Below are 19,784 nucleotides of genomic sequence, written 5' to 3'. Positions count from 1 at the left end.
CCGCACGACCACCGACCGCGTCGCTCGACGACCTCTCACCAGATTGCAGGCATCCCTATGAGTCACACCGAACCGCTTGCGATCGGACGCACCGTCACCGTGAAGGTGCCGGCGACCACCGCCAACCTCGGCCCCGGCTTCGACACGCTCGGTCTGGCGCTCGCCCTGTACGACGAGCTGACCGTCACGGTCCGCGAGGAGCCTGGCGTGTTCGTGGAGGTCATCGGTGTCGGCGCCGGCGAGGTGCCGACCGACGCGTCCAACCTCGTGATCACCGCGATCGCACACGCTCTTCGTGCCTACGGCCACGACCTCCCCGGTCTCGACGTCGTCGCGCGGAACGTCATCCCGCATGGCCGCGGCCTCGGTTCCTCGGGCGCCGCGATCGTCTCCGGCATCATGGCGGCGAAGGGGCTCCTCGAGGGTCGGGTCGAGCTCGGACCGGACGACCTCCTCCGGCTCGCGACGGAGATGGAGGGTCACCCCGACAACGTCGCTCCGGCGCTGTTCGGCGGCCTGACGATCGCGTGGACGACGGACGACGGCCCGCAGCACAAGAAGCTCATCGTGCATCGCGGGGTCTCGCCGCTCGTGCTCGTCCCCGAGCACACGATGTCCACGGAACTCGCCCGCAGCCTGCAGCCCGCCAACGTGCCACACGCCGACGCGGCGTTCAACGTCTCGCGTTCGGCGCTCCTCGTCGCCGCGCTCACGCAGAGCCCGGAGCTCCTGCTCGCGGCCACCGAGGACCGGCTCCACCAGAGCTACCGCGCCGCCGCGATGCCCGAGACGAACACCCTCATCACGGTGCTGCGCGAGCACGGGTTCGCCGCCGTCGTGTCCGGCGCCGGTCCGTCGATCCTCGTGCTCGCGGACGATCCCGGACGACGCCTCGAAGCCACTGCGCTGGTCGCCGAGCACGCCACCACGCCGTGGCAGTCGCTCATGCTCGCGGTCGACTTCAAGGGTGCTACAGTGGGAGGGCACCCGGCCCACCCCGCCTCTTCGGCGTAACCGGCTTCCGGGGCAATTCCGCACAATCATCGCTTTCGCACCAATTGATCGCGTCTGTTCGGGTCCCACCGTGTTTCCATCCTGCTGAGCAGCGCTCCGCCGGGTCGTCGCACCGGGCTATCCGCACAGGCTCTGCGTCGTGTGAACATCACCCACCCGCCGCACAGGATTCCGGTGCGATCGCCGCCTGCGCGAGACAGCTCTGTCTCGACGCAAGGGAAGGAAGACACACGTGACAGACGTCAACGAAGGCGCCTCAGGCGTCTCGCTGGATGCCGACCCGAAGACGCTCAAGGTCGCCGACCTGCAGCGTCTCGCCGCCGCTCTCGGAGTGGCCGGAGCTTCGAAGCTCCGCAAGGGCGAGCTGGTCGAAGCCATCCAGAACATCCAGAACAGCACCGACACCGACACCGACGCCGCGGCTACCGAGACCGCCGACGTGATCGAGTCGGTCTCCGCGCTCGAAGTCGCGCCGGAGGCACCGGTGCAGTCCAAGCTGCCCGAGCTCGACCTCGCGCTCGACCAGGCCTTCGGTGCCGAGAAGGCGGCCCCGCCGGCGCGACGCAAGTCCCGCCGGGCCACGACGGCCACCGTCGCCCCGAACGCGACCCCGATCGTCGGCGCCCCCGTCGTCGAGGCACCGGCTGCGCCGGCTGCAGCGCCCGCCCCGGTCGAGGCCGAGGCACCGTCCGCTCCGGCCGACGCGGCTCCCGCCGAGCAGTCCGATGACGCTGCCGCGACCGCCGAGTCGCCGAGCGCCGACGAAACGACCCCCGAGCAGACGCCGAGGCGTTCGCGCGGCAACCGCCGTGGTCGCGGACGCGATCGCGACCGCAACGCCGACGACGCCGAGCAGAACACGGCTGAGCAGGGCACCGGCGAGCAGGCCGGCGGCGAGCAGAACCGCGCCGCACAGAACGCCTCCGAGCAGGACTCGAACGACGACGCCGCGAACACGGACGCCGACGACACCCAGGACGGCGAGCAGCAGGACGGCCAGTCGTCCGGCGGGCGCCGCGGTCGTGGCCGAGGCCGCAACCAGAACAACGGTGGCCAGAACAACGGCAACCAGAACAACGGTGGCCAGAACGCCGACGGCGGCCAGAAGGCCGACGCCAAGCAGGAGCAGCAGGGGCAGAACCGCGGCAACCAGGGCGGTCAGGGCAACCAGGGCGCACCGGGCGACGACTCCGAGGGTCGTGGCGGCCGGAGCCGCTATCGCGACCGCAAGCGTCGCGGATCCGTGCAGAACGACGACGTCGAGCCTGAGATCGCCGAGGACGACGTCCTCATCCCGGTCGCCGGCATCCTCGACGTCCTCGACAACTACGCCTTCGTGCGCACCTCCGGCTACCTCCCGGGCACCAACGACGTCTACGTCTCCCTCGGCCAGGTGAAGAAGTACCACCTGCGCAAGGGCGACGCCGTCGTCGGCGCCATCCGTCAGCCGCGCGACAACGACAGCAGCAGCCGCCAGAAGTACAACGCGATCGTCAAGGTCGACTCCGTCAACGGCCTGTCCGTCGACGAGGCCGGCGCCCGCGTCGAGTTCGGCAAGCTGACCCCGCTGTACCCGCAGGAGCGCCTCCGTCTCGAGACGGAGCAGACGAAGCTCACGCAGCGCATCATCGACCTCGTCGCACCGATCGGCAAGGGCCAGCGCGGCCTGATCGTCGCCCCGCCGAAGGCCGGGAAGACCATCGTCCTGCAGCAGATCGCCAACGCGATCTCGATCAACAACCCTGAGGTCCACCTCATGGTCGTGCTGGTCGACGAGCGTCCTGAAGAGGTCACCGACATGCAGCGCACGGTGAAGGGTGAGGTCATCGCCTCCACCTTCGACCGTCCGGCCGAGGACCACACGACGGTCGCCGAACTCGCGATCGAGCGCGCCAAGCGTCTCGTCGAGCTCGGCCACGACGTCGTCGTGCTGCTCGACTCGATCACGCGTCTCGGTCGTGCCTACAACCTGGCCGCACCCGCCTCGGGTCGGATCCTCTCCGGCGGTGTCGACGCCGCGGCGCTGTACCCGCCGAAGCGTTTCTTCGGTGCCGCTCGCAACATCGAGAACGGCGGATCCCTCACGATCCTCGCGACCGCGCTCGTCGAGACCGGTTCCAAGATGGACGAGGTCATCTTCGAGGAGTTCAAGGGCACCGGCAACTCGGAGCTCCGGCTCTCGCGCCAGCTCGCCGACAAGCGGATCTTCCCGGCCGTGGACGTCAACGCGTCCTCGACCCGCCGCGAGGAGATGCTGCTCGCCCCCGACGAGGTCAAGGTCACCTGGAAGCTGCGTCGTGCCCTCGCCGGCCTCGACCAGCAGCAGGCCCTCGAGGTCGTCCTCGGCAAGCTGAAGGAGACCACGTCCAACGTGGAGTTCCTCGTCCAGATGCAGAAGTCGATGCCCGCACCGACCTCGCACAGCCACGGACACGAGAACAACCACCGCTAGCGGTCCCGACCGACCCCATCCGTACCCGCGCCGCACCGGCATCGGGAACGGGTGGGGTCGGTCCCGTTTCGCCCCCGGTGCCGCATGATGGTGAAGGAAGAGAACGATGTTCGAATCAGTTGAGACGCTCGTCGCCGAGCACAAGGATCTCCAGGATCAGCTCGCCGACCCGGCGGTCCACGCCGACCCCGCGCGGTCGAAGAAGATCAACCGCCGCTACGCCGAGCTGTCGAAGATCATCGCGGCCTACCACACCTGGCAGGCGACGCAGGAGGACCTCGACGCCGCTCGGGAACTCGCCAAGGAGGACGAGGCGTTCGCCGAGGAGGTGCCGGTGCTCGAAGAGCTGCTGGTGACCAACCAGGAGAAGCTCCGCCGTCTGCTCATCCCGCGCGACCCCGACGACGGCCGCGACGTCATCATGGAGATCAAGGGTGGCGAGGGCGGCGCCGAGAGCGCGCTCTTCGCCGCCGACCTGCTCCGGATGTACCTGCACTACGCGGAGTCCAAGGGGTGGAAGACCGAGCTCCTCGAACGCACCGAGAGCGACCTCGGCGGGTACAAGGACGTCCAGGTGGCGATCAAGTCGAACGCGACCGACCCGTCGCAGGGGGTCTGGGCGCACCTCAAGTACGAGGGCGGCGTGCACCGCGTGCAGCGCGTCCCGGCCACCGAGTCCCAGGGCCGCATCCACACCTCCACGACGGGTGTCCTCGTCTTCCCCGAGGTCGATGAGCCGGAGGAGGTCGAGATCAGTCAGAACGACCTCAAGATCGACGTCTACCGGTCGAGCGGCCCCGGCGGTCAGTCGGTCAACACCACGGACTCCGCGGTGCGCATCACCCACCTGCCGACCGGCATCGTGGTGTCGATGCAGAACGAGAAGAGCCAGCTGCAGAACCGTGAGGCCGGTATGCGCGTGCTCCGCGCCCGCATCCTCGCGCGTCAGCAGGAGGAGCAGGCGGCACTCGACAGCGCGGCCCGCAAGACGCAGATCCGCACCATGGACCGCTCCGAGCGCATCCGCACCTACAACTTCCCCGAGAACCGCATCGCCGACCACCGGACCGGGTACAAGGCGTACAACCTCGACGGCGTCATGAACGGCGCGCTCGGGCCGATCATCGAATCGGCGATCACCGCCGATGAGGAAGCGCGCCTGGCGGACATCGGCGACCAGGACTAGCACTCGAGAGCGCAGTCGTGGCCGTCATCCCGCTCGGATGACGACCACGACTGCGCTTTCGTCGTTCAGCCGATGCGCAGTCGCTTCGTCGCGACCTTGTCGGCGAAGAACCGGTCGTGGCTGACCACGACGATGGCGCCGGGGAAGTGCACGAGTGCGCGCTCCATCACCTGTGTGCTCGCGAGGTCCAGGTGGTTCGTCGGCTCGTCGAGGAGGAGCACCGAAGCCCCGGAGAGCAGGCACTGCGCCATGGCGACGCGGGCGCGCTGCCCACCCGAGAGCATGCCGATCTTCTGCTTGAGGTCGGCGTCGGAGAACTGGAACATGCCGAGGAAGCGGTTCACCGACTTCTTCGTCGCCGCGAAGGCGAGGCTGTCGGGCATGGCGCCGACGGAGTGCGCCACCGTGTCGGTGAGGTCCAGCTCGTCGACCATCTGGTTGTAGGACGCGTATCGGACCCCGCCGGTCCAGGTGACGTGACCGGCGTCGGGGCGTTCGTCGCCCTCGAGGATCCGGAGGAACGTGGACTTGCCCGCGCCGTTCGGCCCGTGGACGACGATGCGCTCCCGGCGGCCGATCTCGAGGTCGAGTCCGTCGAACAGCGTGTGCTCGCCGTAGGCCTTCGTGAGCCCCTGGATCCGGCAGAGCGTGTCCTTGATGTGCAGGCCACCGTAGATGTCGGTGATGATGTCGTCGACCGGACGCGGCGGCCTGGCCTTCTTGATCTTCGCCAGCTGCGAGGAGAGGTCCTTCTTCCCGGCGGCCTTGGCCGCCTCGCGACGGTCCGAGATGCCCTCCGCCTCGAAGGCGAGCAGCTCGGACTCGTGGACGAACTGCGCCTCGAGGCTCTTGAGCCGGAACTGCTTCTGGACGACGTACTCGTCGAAGCTGCCGGGGTACTCGTGGAGGTGGAAGTTCTCGACCTCGACGATGCGCGTGACCACGGCGTCGAGGAAGGTCCGGTCGTGTGAGACGACGATCGCCGCGCCGCGGAACGAGCCGAACCAGGATTCGAGCCACTCGACCCCCGCGACGTCGAGGAAGTTCGTCGGCTCGTCGAGGAGCAGGACGTCCGGGCGCTCGAGGAGGATCTTCGCGAGCGCCGCGCGGTTGCGCCAGCCGCCGGAGAGGGAGTCGATGGGAAGCACGCGGCGCGCGGCGTCGAAGCCGAGCGTGGTGAGGGCGGTGTCGATGTGGCGCTGGTAGTCCCAGCCGTCCTGGCGCTCCATCTCCTCGAAGAGTTCGGCCTGCCGTTCGATGAGCTTCGTCATCCCGTCGAGGTCGTCCGGGTCGGCGGCGATCGCGGCGTCGATGGATGCGAGTTCCGCCTCGATGGCGTGGATGTGACCGAAGAGCCCTTCGAGGACCTCGGTGATGGTTGCGCTGCCGTCGAGCTCCGAGAACTGCGAGAAGTACCCGATCCGCGTCCCGTCCTCGATGGTCACGGTGCCCGAGTCCGGCTGGAGCTGGTCGAGCGCGAGCTTCAGGAGGGTGGACTTGCCGGAGCCGTTCCGGCCGATGAGCCCGACCCGGTCGCCTGGCTCGAGCCGGAAGAAGACGTCGCGGAGCACCGGGCGCTCCTCGAACCGGACGGTGACGTCGTGCAGGCGGATGAGACTCATGGGGACCTCTCGAGGAGCGGGGATGCGGGTGGGATGCGGGAGATCGTCGTCCGGGGGAGGCGTGGGCGACGGATCACCTCACCTCGCGCGGATCAGATGTGGTACTCGGGATCGAGCAACGCGAGGCCGTGGGCGCCGCTCCCGCGCGGGCGCTCGACCGCCGGGACGCCGAGCAGCAGACTGCGGGGTGGGCAGGCCTTGGTGACGACGGCGTTCGCGCCGACGATGGTCCCCGCACCGATCAGGATGGGCCCGAGGATCTTCGCCCCGGCACCGACGGCGACGCCGTCACCGATGGTCGGGTGGCGCTTGCCGACGCCGCGGCTCTTCCCGCCGAGGGTCACGCCGTGGAAGATCATGACGTCGTCGCCCACTTCGGCCGTCTCGCCGATGACGACGCCCATACCGTGGTCGATGAAGAACCGCCTGCCGATGCGGGCGCCCGGGTGGATCTCGATCCCGGTGAGGAACCGGGTGAACTGGGAGCCGAACCGGGCGAGGGTGCGGAAGCCGCGCCGCCACAGTCGATGGTGCAGCCGGTACGCCCAGACGGCGTGCAGGCCGGAGTAGCTGAGCGCGATCTCGATGGTGCCGCGGGCCGCTGGATCGTGTGCGCGTGCGGCACCGATGTCCTCGCGGACCCGCGACAGCATTCCCATGCGTCGAGCCTAGTCGCGCAGGTCGTCGTACATCGTCGTCGACAGGTAGCGCTCGCCCGCGTCGGGGATGATGACGACGATGGTCTTGCCGGCCATCTCCGGACGGCGTCCGACCTCGAGGGCTGCCCACACCGCGGCGCCGGAGGACATGCCTCCGATGATGCCGTCGTCGGTCGCGAGGCGTCGTGCCGTCGCGTAGGCCGTGTCGGTCTCGACCGGGATGATCTCGCTGAACAAGGAGGTGTCGAGGATGTCGGGCACGAAGTTCGGGCCGATGCCCTGGATCTTGTGTCCACCGGCGCGACCCTCGCTGAGCAGCGGGGAGTCCGCGGGTTCCACGGCGATGATCTGCACATCGGGGTTGTGTTCGCGGAGCCAGCCGCCGACGCCGGTGATCGTCCCGCCCGTCCCGATGCCCGCGACGAACGCGTCGACCGTGCCGGCGGTGTCCTCCCAGATCTCGGGTGCGGTCGTCCGCCGGTGGATGGCGGGGTTCGCCTCGTTCTCGAACTGCCTGACCCAGACGGCGCCGGGGTGCTCGGCCACGATGCGCTGCGCCTCCTGCACGGCGTTCGCCATCCCCTTCGTCGGATCGGTGAGGACGAGCTCGGCGCCGTAGGCGCGGAGGAGGGTCCGGCGTTCTTTGCTCATCGAGGCCGGCATCGTGAGGATGACCCGGTAGCCCCGCGCGGCTCCCACGAGGGCGAGCGCGATGCCGGTGTTCCCGCTCGTCGACTCGACGATGGTCCCTCCTGGCTGGAGCTGGCCCGAGGCCTCCGCCGCATCGACGAGCGCGATACCCAGACGGTCCTTGACACTCGATCCGGGGTTGTAGAACTCCAGCTTCGCCAGGACGGTCGCGCCGACACCCTCGGCGATGCGGTTCAGACGGACGAGCGGGGTACGGCCGTAGGCCTGGGTGATGTCGGTGTAGACGGTGCCGGTCACGGTGTTCCTCTTCCTCGAACGGGGCTCGGTCCAGCCTACGACCTGGCCGATCGGGGGTGTCCCGTGTGACGACGAGGGTCGCCGGCCCGCGGCCGCACCGAGGCGGTGGGGTAGGCTCGGTGCGGCCCACCCGACCAGGCCGCCCCAGATGATGACCTCGCTCATGCCCAGCACCCCTTCCGCCGCCGCCGCAGACACCCCGTCCGCCGGCCACCCTGCGACCGTCGAACTCGCGCGCCGACACGCCGTCGAGATCCTCACCCGTGCAGCCGTGCCGTCACCCGACGTCGACGCGGAGCTCCTCCTCGGACACGTGCTCGGACTCGGTCGCGGGGCTGTACAAGCCGCGGCGATCACCGGTCGCGTGTTGGACGCCGAAGAACGCACCGTGTTCGCCGAGCTGGTCGAGCGTCGGGCCGCGCGTGAACCGCTGCAGCACATCACGGGTCGTGCCGCGTTCCGTTCGATGGAACTCGCGGTCGGACCAGGCGTCTTCGTCCCGCGCCCCGAGACCGAGTCGGTCGTGCAGTTCGCGATCGACGCGCTCCGAGCCGTGCCGATCCCTCGGCCCATCGGCGTCGACCTCGGCACCGGCAGTGGAGCGATCGCGCTGGCGATGGCGACCGAGGTCCCGAACGCGGCGATCTACGCGACCGAGAACTCGGTCGAGGCGTTCATCTGGGCGAGACGGAACTTCGCCGAATCCGGTGCAGACAACGCCACCGTGGTCTTCGAGCACCTCGCCGACGCCTTTCACGAGCTCGACGGCTCGGTGGACGTCGTGATCTCGAACCCGCCATACGTCCCGGACGACGCGATCCCGCGCGATCCCGAAGTGCGTCTCCACGACCCCTCGGCCGCGCTCTACGGCGGACCGGACGGACTCGACGTGGTGCGCCAGGTGTCCGCCACCGCGCAGCGACTGCTCCACCGGGGCGGCACGCTCATCATCGAGCACGGTGAACTCCAGGGGCAGGCCATCCGCGAGCTGCTCACGGCCGACGGTTGGCACGCTGCGGCGACGCACCGCGACCTCACCACCCGAGACCGCACCACCATCGCGATCCGCTGACGCGTCGCGAGCCCGCGCTTCTCCGCTCCGTAGGCACCTCGTCCGGTCCCTGAGCCTGTCGAAGGGCGAGTCCGCGCCGTGGATCCGCCGCCCTTCGACAAGCTCAGGGACCGATGGTTCGGTCCAGGGAGTCGTGGTTCGGTTCGGTGGCCGGTGGGACGCATCGCCCGGTGGGCCGAGTCAGGGTGTGGCCGCCACGAAGGCGTCGACCGCGGCGTCGAGTCCCGCGACGTCGAATGCGCCTGAGGCGTCCTTCGTCAGCTGGAACGCGTGCATCCCCACGGCCTCGGCGCCCGCGCAGTTCGCCGCGGAGTCGTCGATGAGCATGGTGCGGTCGGGCGCGACGCCGTACCGGCTGAGCGCGCGGGTGTAGACACGGGGCTCGGGTTTCTCCGCTCCGAGGACGGCGGACACGAGGTCGTTCTCGCCGAGGAGGGCTGCGGCCTCGGGAGCCAGCTGCGCGAAGGAGTCCCGGAACGGGATCGGGTTGTTCGACAGCAGGGAGACCGTGCCGAGGGTTGATGCACGGGCGAGGGTGGCCAGGACGCCGGGAACCGGGGTCATCGCCGCCGCACGGGCTTCGCGCCACTCCTCGAGGGACAGTGGGTATCCGGTGACCTCGGCGAACACCGCCAGATAGTCGTCGCTCGTCGGGTACTCGCCGATGTTGGCCGCGGCCTCGTGGCCGCCGACCCACCACTGCTTCGCGAGCCGGTACTGGCTCACGCCCGTCAACCGGGAGAGCGCCGGGAGGCGTTTCCGGAAGTCGTAGTCGTACAGGGTCTTGTCGCAGTCGAAGAAGAACACACGCTCTGGCACCACTCCAGTATGCGGCCACGGGCTCCCAGGACCGGACGCGGGCAGCACGTAGACTGACCAGGCGCGTCGGGCCCACGTCCGTCGTGCCTCGGCGGTGCCGTCCCCGCCGCCGGAGAGGGTGAACCGTGGACCGTCCTGTGACCGCCTGCATCGTCATGTACCGGAACGATCGCGACAAGCTGCGTGCGGCCATCGACTCGACCCTCGGGAGCCCGCTCGTCGAGACGCTCTACCTCGTCGACAACTCGCCGACGGACGAGCTCCGCGACCTCGTGGTCGACCCGCGGGTCGAGTACCTGCACAACCCCTCGAACCCCGGCTTCGGCGCCGCCCACAACCTCGCGATCGCGAAGGTCCTCGGGCGCTCGAAGTTCCACATGGTGGTCAACCCGGACGTGTACTTCGAGCCGGAGGCGATCGAGCAGCTCCACGAGTTCATGCTCGAGCACCCCGAGGTCGGGCACGTCATGCCGAAGGTGCTGTACCCCGACGGATCCCTCCAATACCTGGTGAAGCGGAACCCCTCCGTCTTCGACCTGTCCGCCCGCCGATTCCTGCCCGGTCCGCTGAAGCCGCTCGTCGCGAAGCGCATGGCCCGCTACGAGTACCGCGACATCGACGAGAACCCGGCGCACGACTACAGCAAGACGATGTTCGACGTGCCCTACCTCTCGGGGTGCTTCATGTTCCTGCGGACCTCGACCCTGCACCGCGTCGGCTTCTTCGACGAGCGGATCTTCATGTACATCGAGGACGCCGACCTCACCCGACGCTTCCTCCAGGTGTCCCGGACCGCGTACTACCCCGGGGCGACGATCCACCACCACTTCGCGAAGGGCTCGCATCACAACCGGAAGCTGATGTGGTACTCGATCCAGGGGGCCTTCGTGTACTTCCGCACGTGGGGATGGTTCGGACGATGAGCCGGGTGCTCGTGACCGGTGCGACCGGCTTCATCGGGACGAACCTCGTCCCCGTCCTCGAGGCGGCCGGCCACGAGGTCGTGCCGTTCTCGTTGCGCGGGTGGACGGGGGAGCCCTTCCCCGCGGACGTCGACGTCGTGGTGAACCTCGCCGGGAAGGCGCACGACCTCGACGGCACCGCCGCTCCCGAGGTGTACCGCCGGATCAACACCGACCTCGCCGAACGCGCGTACGTCGCCTTCCTGGCGTCGGACGCCACCACCTTCATCCAACTGAGCAGCGTCGCCGCGGTGAACGAGGCGACGGTCGTCGGTGTGCTCGACGAGTCCGCCGAGCCCCACCCGGTGACCCCGTACGGGAAGTCGAAGCTCGCGGCCGAGCGGCTCCTGCTCGCCGTCGAGCCCCCTGCCGGTCGCCGGACGATCGTCCTCCGTCCGACGATGGTGCACGGGCCGGGGGACAAGGGCAACCTGCGCCTCCTGTTCGGTCTGCTGTCCCGCGGCATCCCGTACCCGCTCGACGCCTTCCGCAACGAGCGCAGCTTCGTGTCGATCCAGAACCTCACGTGGGCGATCACGAGCATCATCGACACGCCAGCCGTCACGACGGGTGTCTACCTCGTCGCCGACGACGAGCCCGTGTCGACGGGGCACCTCGTCACGCTCATCGCCGAGGTCACCGGTCGCCGGGTCCGTCGCCTGGCGCTCCCACCGGCCCTCGTGCGGTTGGCGGCCGTCGTCGGCGATCGCGTCCCTGCCGTGCCGCTCAACTCCGGGCGTCTCGCGAAGCTCACCGAGGACTACCGCGTCTCCGGTGCCCGACTGCTCGGCGCACTCGGGCACGAGCGCATGCCGACGGCGACGGACGACGGTCTCCGGTCCTCGATCGCAGCCCTCGCCGCGGAGCGCGGTGCGCCCGGCCCCGACGCGCAGTCCGTGCGCAGCCAACGCGAAGCCGGCGATCGGTAGGATCGACACGTTATGACCTCCACGCTCCCCGACGCCCCCCGTAGATGGACGCAGGCGCCCGGTCCTCGTTTCGCCGCGAAGACCGCCCTCGACGCACTGTGCTGGGTGCTCGCCATCGTGGTCGCCCAGCTCGTCCGGTTCGAGCTCGAGTACGAGCGCGTGGCCCTCGTGGGGACGGTCCTCCTGTGCGTCATCGCCGTGGTCGCCCAGCTCATCGTGGCCTACCTGTGGAGCTACTACCACGGCCTGCACAGCTTCGGCAGCTTCTACGAGGCGAAACAGCTCATCGTCGTCGCGCTGATCGTCACCGCGATCCTCATCGCGGTCAACGCGGTGTTCGGCGTCGCGTGGGGGGTTCCACGGTCCACGACGGTGATCGCGTTCCCGTTCGCGATCGTCTTCATGGGCATCACGCGGTACATCAAGCGCCTCTTCGTCGACAGTCGCAGTCGGCCGATCGAGGCGCAGCGCGTCCTCGTCTACGGAGCCGGTGCGCTGGGGATGTCGATCATCCCTCGGCTCATGCGCGACCCGCAGTCGCCCTACCTCCCGGTGGGCGTCATCGACGACGACCCGTCGAAGCGCAACTTCCGCATCGCCTCGGTCGCCGTGGTCGGCACGGGAGCCGACCTGGTGGCGGCCGTCAAGCGCACCGGGGCGCAGGCGCTCATCATCAGCATCGCGGACGTCGACAACGACTTCATCCGCCAGGTCAGTGAGCGAGCCGACGAGGCGAAGCTCCGGGTGCTCGTCGTGCCGCCCATCGACACGATGCTGGCTCCCGGGACGGGCGAGAGCGCGCCGAGCCTGCGCGACCTCAACGTCGAGGACTTCATCGGCCGCAACACCGTCGACCTGCAGGTCGAGAGCATCGCGGGGTACCTCACCGGTAAGCGCGTGCTCGTCACCGGTGCCGGCGGATCCATCGGCTCCGAGATCGCCCGGCAGGTCAACCAGTTCGGTCCGGCGGAGCTCGTCCTGCTCGACCGCGACGAGACGGGGCTCCACACCACGCAGCTCTCGATCTCCGGACACGGTCTGCTCGACACCAAGGAGGTCGTGCTCGCCGACATCCGCGACCTCCCGTCGCTCATGGAGATCTTCGAAGACCGCCGTCCCGACGTCGTCTTCCACGCGGCAGCGCTGAAGCACGCTCCGATGCTCGAGCAGTACCCCGACGAGGCCTGGAAGAACAACGTCCTCGGCACCCTGAACGTCCTCAACGCGGCGCGGGCGGTCGGCGTCGGCACCTTCGTCAACATCTCGACCGACAAGGCCGCGAACCCGACGACCGTCCTCGGGTACAGCAAGCGCATCGCCGAGAAGCTCACCGCATGGATGAGCGCCCAGGAGACCGACGCGCGGTACCTCTCGGTCCGGTTCGGCAACGTCATCGGCAGCCGCGGTTCCGCCATCCCGGCGTTCACCGCCCAGATCGAGGCAGGCGGTCCGGTCACGGTCACGCACCCCGACGTCACCCGCTTCTTCATGACGATCCCCGAAGCGTCGAAGCTCGTCATCCAGGCCGGCGCGATCGGCGACCCGGGCGAGGTCCTCATCCTCGACATGGGCCGTCCGGTCCGCATCCTCGACGTCGCCAAGCGCATGATCGCCGCGTCCGGCAAGGACGTCGAGATCGTGTACACCGGTCTCCGGCACGGCGAGAAGCTGCACGAGGTCCTCATCGACACCGACGAGATCGCCGACCGCTCGAAGCACCCGAAGGTCTCGCACACGCGGATCCAGCCGCTCGACCCGGCACTCCTCGACATCGCCGTCTGGCGGGAGACCATCGCCGACGAGGGCGCCGGCACCCACCACCTGGTGCAATGACGGTTGCCATCCTGGCGGGGGTGCTCGCGCTCGTCGTGAGCCTGCTGTCCCAGCTCGCCATCCGCCCGATCCTCATCCGTCGGGCGGTCGTCGACACCCCGAACCACCGATCCATGCACGTCACGCCGACGATCCGCGGGGGGGGGATCGGCGTCGCGATCGCGGTCGCCGTCGGTCTCGGCACGGCCGCGGTCCTGCTCCACAGTCTGCCGCTCTGGATCGTCGCCGCCGTGTCGATCGTGAACGCGGCCATCGGAGCCGTGGAGGACGTCCGCGGACTCCCCGTCAGGGTGCGCTTCGGCTTGCAGGTCGTACTCGGACTCGTGGCGACCTGGGTGCTCGTCGTCTCGATGGCCGCGAGTTCCTGGTGGATCCCGCTCGGGATCGTGGCGCTCGTCGCCTACACGAACATCGCGAACTTCATGGACGGCGTCAACGGCATCTCCTCGATGCACGGCACGGTCGTCGGCGGGTTCTACGCCGGTCTCGGCGCCGTGGCCGGTCTCCCGGGCGTCACGGCAGCCGGCCTCGTCGTGGCGGCCGCGTTCCTCGGGTTCCTGCCGTGGAACCTCGCTCGGCGCCGGATGTTCCTGGGCGACGTCGGCAGCTACCTGCTCGGCGGCTCCCTCGTCGCGGTCGCCATCTACGCTGCCTTCAGCGGCATCTCCTTCGTTGCGCTGATCGGCCCGGTCCTCGTGTACGTCGCCGACACCGGCACGACGATCATCGCGCGCTGGCGGCGGGGGGAGCCGCTGCACGAGGCGCATCGCAGCCACGTGTACCAGCGTCTCGCCGCCGGCGGACTCGGTCACCTCGGGTCCACCGCCGTCGTCAGCGTCGCGACCCTCTCCACCGGGCTCCTCGGGGTGGTCGTCGCGACGGGCGCCTGGCCCTTCCAGGTCCTCGCCGTCCTCGGCATCCTGCTCGTCCTCGTCGTCTACCTGTGCCTGCCCAGACTGCTCGGAAGACGCCCGAGGCTATGATTGAGCGTCGTCACCCCGATCATCCGGCCGACTGATCACCGATCGGCGGCCCCGTTCAGCCAGGACCCATCACATGCCGCAGACCTTCGATTGCCAGGATCACGCGCAGCTGCTCGCCGGGATGCGCTTGGCACGGACGGCCCTGGCGAGGGGTGAGCTGGTCGTGCTCCCGACCGACACGGTCTACGGGGTGGCCGCCGACGCGTTCTCGCCGGCCGCGGTGCAGCGCCTGCTCGACGCGAAGGGTCGGACCCGGCAGTCACCGCCGCCCGTCCTCGTGTCAGGTGTGAACACGCTCGAGGCCTTGGCGGCGTCCGTCCCGGATGCCGTGCACCGGCTCGTCGAGGCGTTCTGGCCCGGCGGCCTGACCATCGTGCTCGAGGCCCAGCCGTCGCTCGCCTGGGACCTCGGCGAGACCGCGGGCACGGTCGCGCTCCGGATGCCGTCGAACCCGGTGACCCTCGAACTCCTGCAGGACACCGGCCCGCTGGCGGTCTCTTCGGCGAACCTCACCGGCCGACCGGCCGCCACCTCAGCCGCTGCCGCGCTCGAGATGCTGGGCGACTCGGTCTCGGTCTACCTCGACGGCGGCGAAAGCGGCGAGCAGTCGTCGACGATCATCGACGCGACCCGACTCGGCACAGCCGACGAACGGATCGTCGTCCTGCGCGACGGAGCCGTCTCCCGCGAGGCGATCCGCGGCGTGGTGGGCGATCTGCTCCCCGAGCCGCGCGAACCATGAGCCAGTTCTCCGGGTACCTCATCGTGCTCGTCGTGAGCGCGGGCATCACCTTCGGCTTCGCCCACCTCGCGCGGCGGGTCGGCGTGAAGTACGGTCTCCACCCGCCGATCCGCGAACGCGACGTCCACCAGACGCCGACGCCGCGGCTCGGCGGGGTCGCGATGTTCATCGGCATCCTGGTCGCGTTCGGCGTGGCCTGGCAGCTGCCGTTCTTCGACCTCGTGTTCGCCGATCCGGAGCCGGTGCTGGCGATCCTCGGTGCCGCCCTGTTCATCGTCGGGATCGGCGTCGCCGACGACCTGTGGGACCTCGACTGGATGATCAAGCTCGCCGCGCAGTTCATGGCGGCAGGGCTCGTCGCCTGGCTCGGTGTGCAGATCTACTCCTTGCCCATCGGTGGCCTGACGGTCGGCTCGTCATGGGTGTCCTTCTCGATGACGGTCTTCGCCATCGTGCTCGTGATGAACGCGATCAACTTCGTCGACGGACTCGACGGACTCGTCGCCGGTGTCGCCGTCATCGCGAACACCGTGTTCTTCGTCTACACCCAGCTGCTCGTGACCTCCACCGGGGCGAGCGACTACTTCAACCTGGCCTCGCTGATCGCCGCGATCCTCGTCGGAGCCTGCCTCGGCTTCCTCCCGCTCAACTGGCACCCCGCCCGATTGTTCATGGGCGACGCCGGCGCCCTGCTCGTCGGGCTGCTCATGGCGACCTCCGCAGCCGCCGTGACCGGCCAGGTCGACCCGGCCGCTCTCGGCCGCACGCAACTGTTGCCCGCGTTCATCCCGATCCTGCTGCCGTTCGCCATCCTCGTCGTGCCGCTCGCCGACTTCGTCTTGGCCGTCCTCCGTCGTCTCCGCGCCGGAAAGTCACCGTTCAGCGCCGACCGGATGCACCTCCACCACCGGCTGCTCGACCTCGGTCACAGCCAGGTGCACGCCGTCCTCATCTTCTACGGCTGGACGGTCGTCATCTCCGTCGGATGCCTGGCGTTCTTCGCTGCCCCGACGTGGCTGGCCGTCCTCTTCGTCTCCGTGGGGGTCGTCACCTGCACGGCGTTCACCCTCCTGCCGATCGGTCGCCGCAGGCGGGCCGACCGGCTCGCGCAGCGCGTTGCCACCGGCACGGAGGGCGCTCCCGGGTCCGCGCTGTACGATCGGCTCGACGAGGCCTCCGGGCAGCGCGACCCCGAGGCGCCCGTGAGCGGCGACACCCTCGACACCCTCGACTCTCTCGCCAAAAAGGACCAGCACCCATGACTCCTCCCGCCCAGGCCGGCTCGCACGCGAGCGCCAACCGGGTCTTCCGCACGGCACTCCGGTACAGCGCGCTCCTCGCGCTCGTGATCGCCGTCGTCGGGGGAGTGGTCGGCTGGAGCGTCGACGGTTCCCGCGGGCTGACGAGTGCGCTCATCGGCACCGCAATGGCGCTCGTGTTCCTCGGCATCACCTCGGTGAGCATCCTCTTCGCCAACCGCTGGTCCGGCCAGGAGTTCTTCGTCGGCATCCTGTTCGGGGTGGTGATGGGCAGCTGGCTCGTGAAGTTCGTCATCTTCCTCGTGCTCGGCTTCATCCTGAAGGACCAGCCGTGGGTCAACGCACCGATCCTGTTCGGGAGCGTCATCGTGGGTGTCGTCGGATCGCTCGTGATCGACGCCGTCGTGGCTGCGAAGGTGCGGGTGCCCTACGTCTCGGACGACATCCTCCCGAAGGCGTCGCCGCAGGACTCCGACCAGGGCTGACGCCGCAGTCGCAACGTGGTCGCGCGGGAGCATGCCGGAACCGGTATTCGAGGCGCAGCCGAGGTCGCGGCTCGGAATATAGCCGTGGAATACCACCCCTGGGTTCGTCGGGGCCCGGTTTCCTTGCTAGACTCGTCAACGAATCCTCCCACTAGCACCGCTTCGGCGTGCGGCGAGGAGACATCCCCCCTGTTCGTCGCCGCGAGAGCTCTGCTCCACGCCCCCGAAACTGGAGATACGTGCTGTTCGCTAACGCCGTGCACCTGATCGCACCGATGGCCGCCGAAGATGGCGAGTTCCACGGTCCGTCGATCGACGAGTTCTTCCCCGACATCATCCTCTTCGAGGGCACGCCCTTCGCGATCAACCGGGTCATCCTGATCCGGTTCATCGCGGTGATCGCGCTCCTCCTGTTCTTCTGGCTGTCGACGCGCAAGATGCGCCTCGTCCCCGGCCGCGCACAGAGCCTCGCCGAGATGGGGCTCGGCTTCGTCCGCGTCAACATCGCGGAAGACCTGCTCGGCAAGAAGGACGGCCTCCGGTTCCTGCCGATCCTGACGACCATCTTCTTCATGGTCCTCGCGATGAACCTGACGGGCATCATCCCCGGGCTGAACCTGGCCGGTACCTCCGTCATCGGTGTCCCGCTGGTGCTCGCGCTGGTGTCCTACGTCACCTTCATCTACGCCGGTATCAAGAAGAGTCCGGGTAAGTTCTTCAAGAACTCCCTCTTCCCCTCCGGGGTGCCGTGGCCGGTGTACATCATCGTCACGCCGATCGAGCTCATCTCGACCTTCGTCATCCGCCCGCTCACGCTGACGCTCCGACTCCTCATGAACATGATCGTCGGGCACCTGCTCTTGGTCCTGTTCTTCGCGGCAACCCAGTTCTTCATCGTGAACCTCGGCGGATGGTTCGCCCTCATGGGCGTCGGGACGCTGGCCTTCGGCCTCGTCTTCACCCTCTTCGAGCTCCTGGTCGCAGTTCTCCAGGCGTACGTCTTCACCCTCCTCACCGCGGTCTACATCCAGCTCGCGGTCGCAGAAGAGCACTAATCGAGCCCGGCACCCGCCAGGTCTCACCCAACGGAAGGAAACAAACGTGGACGCAACTACCGTTCTCGCCGCCCTTGAAGGAAACATCGCGACGGTCGGTTACGGTCTCGCAGCCATCGGCCCCGCCATCGGTGTGGGTATCGTCGTCGGCAAGACGATCGAAGGCACCGCGCGTCAGCCCGAGCTGGGTGGTCGTCTCCAGGTCCTCATGTGGATCGGTATCGCCTTCACCGAGGCGCTCGCCTTCATCGGCATCGCGACCTACTTCATCTTCGTCTAAGCCCCCTTTCACATCTCCGAAGGAGGCAAGATGTTTGATGCAGTGATCATCGCTGCTGAAGAGGGCGCTCCAACGAACCCTCTCATCCCAGCGGTCTACGACATCGTCTGGTCTGCCGTCGTCTTCATCATCATCCTCGGCTTCTTCTGGAAGCTGGTCCTGCCCAAGGTGCAGAAGCTCCTCGACGACCGCGCAGCGGCCATCGAGGGCAACATCGCCAAGGCCGATGAAGCGCAGAAGCAGGCCGAAGCGGCGCTCGAGCAGTACAACGCTCAGCTCGCCGAGGCCCGTCAGGAAGCCGGCCGCATCCGCGAGCAGGCTCGTGTCGAGGGTCAGACGATCCTCGCCGAGCTCAAGGAGCAGGCAACGGTCGAGGCCGCTCGCGTCACCGCGAGCGCTCAGGCACAGATCGAAGCCGAGCGTCAGGCGGCCGTCGTGTCGCTGCGTGCCGAGGTCGGCACGCTCGCACTCGACCTCGCCAGTGGCGTCATCGGCGAGACGCTGAACGACGACGCGAAGGCGACGGCGGTCGTCGACCGGTTCCTCGCGGACCTCGAAGCGTCGGAGAAGGCAGCCAAGTAATGGGAAGCGCGACCAGAGAAGCACTCGCCTCGTCGAAGGAGGCCCTCGCCGCCCTCGGCGCCGGGGCCGATCTGGCCACCGCGGACGGACTGTTCGCAGCGGGCCGGGCCATCGGCGGCTCGAGCCACCTGAGCGCAGCGCTCAGCGACCCCGCAGCCGACGCCGGTGCCAAGCGCACCGTCGTCGAGCGGATCTTCGGCACCCAGCTGAGCGCTCAGGCGCTCGGCCTGCTGCAGACCGTCGTCTCCGGCCGCTGGTCCAGCGAGGCCGACCTGCTCGCGGGCATCGAGGAGCTCGGCCTCCGGGCCGCCTCGATCTCCGCCGGCGCTCAGGGCGACATCGAGGCCGAGCTGTTCGAGTTCGGGAAGCTCGTGTCGAGCAACCATGAGCTCGAACTCGCCCTCAGCAGCAAGCTCGGCTCGTCCGCTGCGAAGGGTGCCCTCGCGGCGTCCCTCCTCGCGGGCAAGGCGAGCCCGCAGACCGTCAGCATCGTCGGTCAGCTCGTGCAGCAGCCCCGTGACCGTCGGATCGGAGAACTGCTCCGGTACGCATCAGGCATCGTCGCCGACCAGCAGGGCCTCGCGGTCGCCACGGTCACGGCAGCCGCACCGATCGAGGCGTCGCAGCTCCAGCGCCTCGAGCGCCACCTCGCCACGGCCTACGGCCGTCAGGTGAAGATCAACCAGGTGATCGACCCCGCCGTCGTCGGTGGACTGCGCGTGCAGCTCGGGGACGACGTCATCGACGGCAGCCTCGCTGCCCGACTGAACGACCTCCGTCTGCAACTGGCCGGATAACGGCCCGTGCAGCGCGGGGACCGGCCCGACGGTCTCCACAACTCAAGACGTTGATCCTGACGGATCGCACCTCTCGGAACCCCCGGGTTCCACAACCAAAAGGAA

General features: G+C 68.8%; 19 protein-coding genes. 15 read left to right on the top strand and 4 right to left on the bottom strand.

All coding sequences use genetic code 11. The features are described 5' to 3' along the window. Positions 1–57: 57 nt before the first annotated feature. The 3 genes from thrB to prfA all read left to right on the top strand — a co-directional run bounded on the left by thrB (position 58) and on the right by prfA (position 4,652). The gene (thrB, locus tag EAO79_RS16180) at positions 58–1,014 is read left to right on the top strand and encodes a homoserine kinase (RefSeq protein WP_124769594.1); all 957 of its coding nucleotides are present in this window, start codon (positions 58–60) and stop codon (positions 1,012–1,014) included. Between the two features lie 232 nt (positions 1,015–1,246). Continuing rightward, positions 1,247–3,466 (top strand): transcription termination factor Rho, encoded by a 2,220-nt coding sequence (gene rho / locus EAO79_RS16175; RefSeq protein WP_124769593.1) that lies wholly within the window; start codon positions 1,247–1,249, stop codon positions 3,464–3,466. Between the two features lie 106 nt (positions 3,467–3,572). Next, on the top strand, positions 3,573–4,652 hold the full coding sequence (prfA, locus tag EAO79_RS16170) for a peptide chain release factor 1 (RefSeq protein WP_071262434.1): 1,080 nt from the start codon (positions 3,573–3,575) through the stop codon (positions 4,650–4,652). A gap of 65 nt (positions 4,653–4,717) precedes the next feature. Here the strand turns inward: prfA and EAO79_RS16165 are convergent, their stop codons facing one another. The 3 genes from EAO79_RS16165 to cysK form a co-directional block, all read right to left on the bottom strand. Further along, the gene (locus EAO79_RS16165; RefSeq protein ID WP_124769592.1) at positions 4,718–6,274 is read right to left on the bottom strand and encodes an ABC-F family ATP-binding cassette domain-containing protein; all 1,557 of its coding nucleotides are present in this window, start codon (positions 6,272–6,274) and stop codon (positions 4,718–4,720) included. Between the two features lie 92 nt (positions 6,275–6,366). Then, positions 6,367–6,933, bottom strand: a complete 567-nt coding sequence (gene epsC, locus EAO79_RS16160; RefSeq protein ID WP_079707200.1) for a serine O-acetyltransferase EpsC — start codon at positions 6,931–6,933, stop codon at positions 6,367–6,369. A gap of 9 nt (positions 6,934–6,942) precedes the next feature. Beyond that, complete coding sequence (cysK, locus tag EAO79_RS16155) at positions 6,943–7,881, bottom strand: cysteine synthase A (protein WP_079707199.1); 939 nt, start codon at positions 7,879–7,881, stop codon at positions 6,943–6,945. Between the two features lie 163 nt (positions 7,882–8,044). Here cysK and prmC point away from each other — a divergent pair, with 163 nt between their 5' ends. Continuing rightward, on the top strand, positions 8,045–8,953 hold the full coding sequence (prmC, locus tag EAO79_RS16150) for a peptide chain release factor N(5)-glutamine methyltransferase (RefSeq protein WP_241160911.1): 909 nt from the start codon (positions 8,045–8,047) through the stop codon (positions 8,951–8,953). Positions 8,954–9,133: 180 nt separating this feature from the next. On the opposite strand, the gene EAO79_RS16145 is transcribed toward prmC, so the two are convergent. Further along, positions 9,134–9,772 carry an HAD-IA family hydrolase gene (locus tag EAO79_RS16145; RefSeq protein WP_241160910.1) on the bottom strand — a complete coding sequence of 213 codons (639 nt, stop codon included), beginning with the start codon at positions 9,770–9,772 and terminating at the stop codon, positions 9,134–9,136. A gap of 125 nt (positions 9,773–9,897) precedes the next feature. Between EAO79_RS16145 and EAO79_RS16140 the strand changes: the two genes are divergently transcribed. The 11 genes from EAO79_RS16140 (at position 9,898) to EAO79_RS16090 (ending at position 19,679) form a co-directional block, all read left to right on the top strand. After that, positions 9,898–10,695 carry a glycosyltransferase family 2 protein gene (locus EAO79_RS16140; RefSeq protein ID WP_124769591.1) on the top strand — a complete coding sequence of 266 codons (798 nt, stop codon included), beginning with the start codon at positions 9,898–9,900 and terminating at the stop codon, positions 10,693–10,695. After that, positions 10,692–11,663 (top strand): NAD-dependent epimerase/dehydratase family protein, encoded by a 972-nt coding sequence (locus EAO79_RS16135; RefSeq protein ID WP_164486960.1) that lies wholly within the window; start codon positions 10,692–10,694, stop codon positions 11,661–11,663. The genes EAO79_RS16140 and EAO79_RS16135 overlap by 4 nt, the downstream gene beginning before the upstream one ends. A 12-nt stretch (positions 11,664–11,675) precedes the next feature. After that, complete coding sequence (locus tag EAO79_RS16130) at positions 11,676–13,496, top strand: nucleoside-diphosphate sugar epimerase/dehydratase (RefSeq protein ID WP_124769589.1); 1,821 nt, start codon at positions 11,676–11,678, stop codon at positions 13,494–13,496. After that, positions 13,493–14,479 carry a glycosyltransferase family 4 protein gene (locus tag EAO79_RS16125; protein WP_124769588.1) on the top strand — a complete coding sequence of 329 codons (987 nt, stop codon included), beginning with the start codon at positions 13,493–13,495 and terminating at the stop codon, positions 14,477–14,479. Before EAO79_RS16130 ends, EAO79_RS16125 begins: the two co-directional genes overlap by 4 nt. A 73-nt stretch (positions 14,480–14,552) precedes the next feature. Beyond that, the gene (locus EAO79_RS16120; protein ID WP_079707193.1) at positions 14,553–15,221 is read left to right on the top strand and encodes an L-threonylcarbamoyladenylate synthase; all 669 of its coding nucleotides are present in this window, start codon (positions 14,553–14,555) and stop codon (positions 15,219–15,221) included. Continuing rightward, the gene (locus EAO79_RS16115) at positions 15,218–16,483 is read left to right on the top strand and encodes an MraY family glycosyltransferase (protein WP_079707192.1); all 1,266 of its coding nucleotides are present in this window, start codon (positions 15,218–15,220) and stop codon (positions 16,481–16,483) included. Before EAO79_RS16120 ends, EAO79_RS16115 begins: the two co-directional genes overlap by 4 nt. Beyond that, a complete protein-coding gene (locus EAO79_RS16110) occupies positions 16,480–16,965 on the top strand; it encodes a hypothetical protein (protein ID WP_085513235.1) in 486 nt (161 codons plus the stop codon). Before EAO79_RS16115 ends, EAO79_RS16110 begins: the two co-directional genes overlap by 4 nt. A gap of 275 nt (positions 16,966–17,240) precedes the next feature. Beyond that, positions 17,241–18,020, top strand: coding sequence for a F0F1 ATP synthase subunit A (gene atpB / locus EAO79_RS16105; protein ID WP_175117868.1), 780 nt, complete (start codon positions 17,241–17,243; stop codon positions 18,018–18,020). A gap of 46 nt (positions 18,021–18,066) precedes the next feature. Next, the gene (gene atpE, locus EAO79_RS16100; RefSeq protein WP_064295310.1) at positions 18,067–18,300 is read left to right on the top strand and encodes an ATP synthase F0 subunit C; all 234 of its coding nucleotides are present in this window, start codon (positions 18,067–18,069) and stop codon (positions 18,298–18,300) included. A 30-nt stretch (positions 18,301–18,330) separates the two neighbouring features. Then, positions 18,331–18,882 carry a F0F1 ATP synthase subunit B gene (locus tag EAO79_RS16095; protein ID WP_064295311.1) on the top strand — a complete coding sequence of 184 codons (552 nt, stop codon included), beginning with the start codon at positions 18,331–18,333 and terminating at the stop codon, positions 18,880–18,882. Next, positions 18,882–19,679, top strand: a complete 798-nt coding sequence (locus EAO79_RS16090) for a F0F1 ATP synthase subunit delta (RefSeq protein ID WP_071262369.1) — start codon at positions 18,882–18,884, stop codon at positions 19,677–19,679. The genes EAO79_RS16095 and EAO79_RS16090 overlap by 1 nt, the downstream gene beginning before the upstream one ends. Positions 19,680–19,784 lie beyond the last annotated feature (105 nt).

It is taken from the genome of Plantibacter sp. PA-3-X8 (assembly GCF_003856975.1).
GTDB classification, from domain to species: Bacteria; Actinomycetota; Actinomycetes; order Actinomycetales; family Microbacteriaceae; genus Plantibacter; species Plantibacter auratus.
This window is presented reverse-complemented; position numbering and strand designations above follow the sequence as displayed.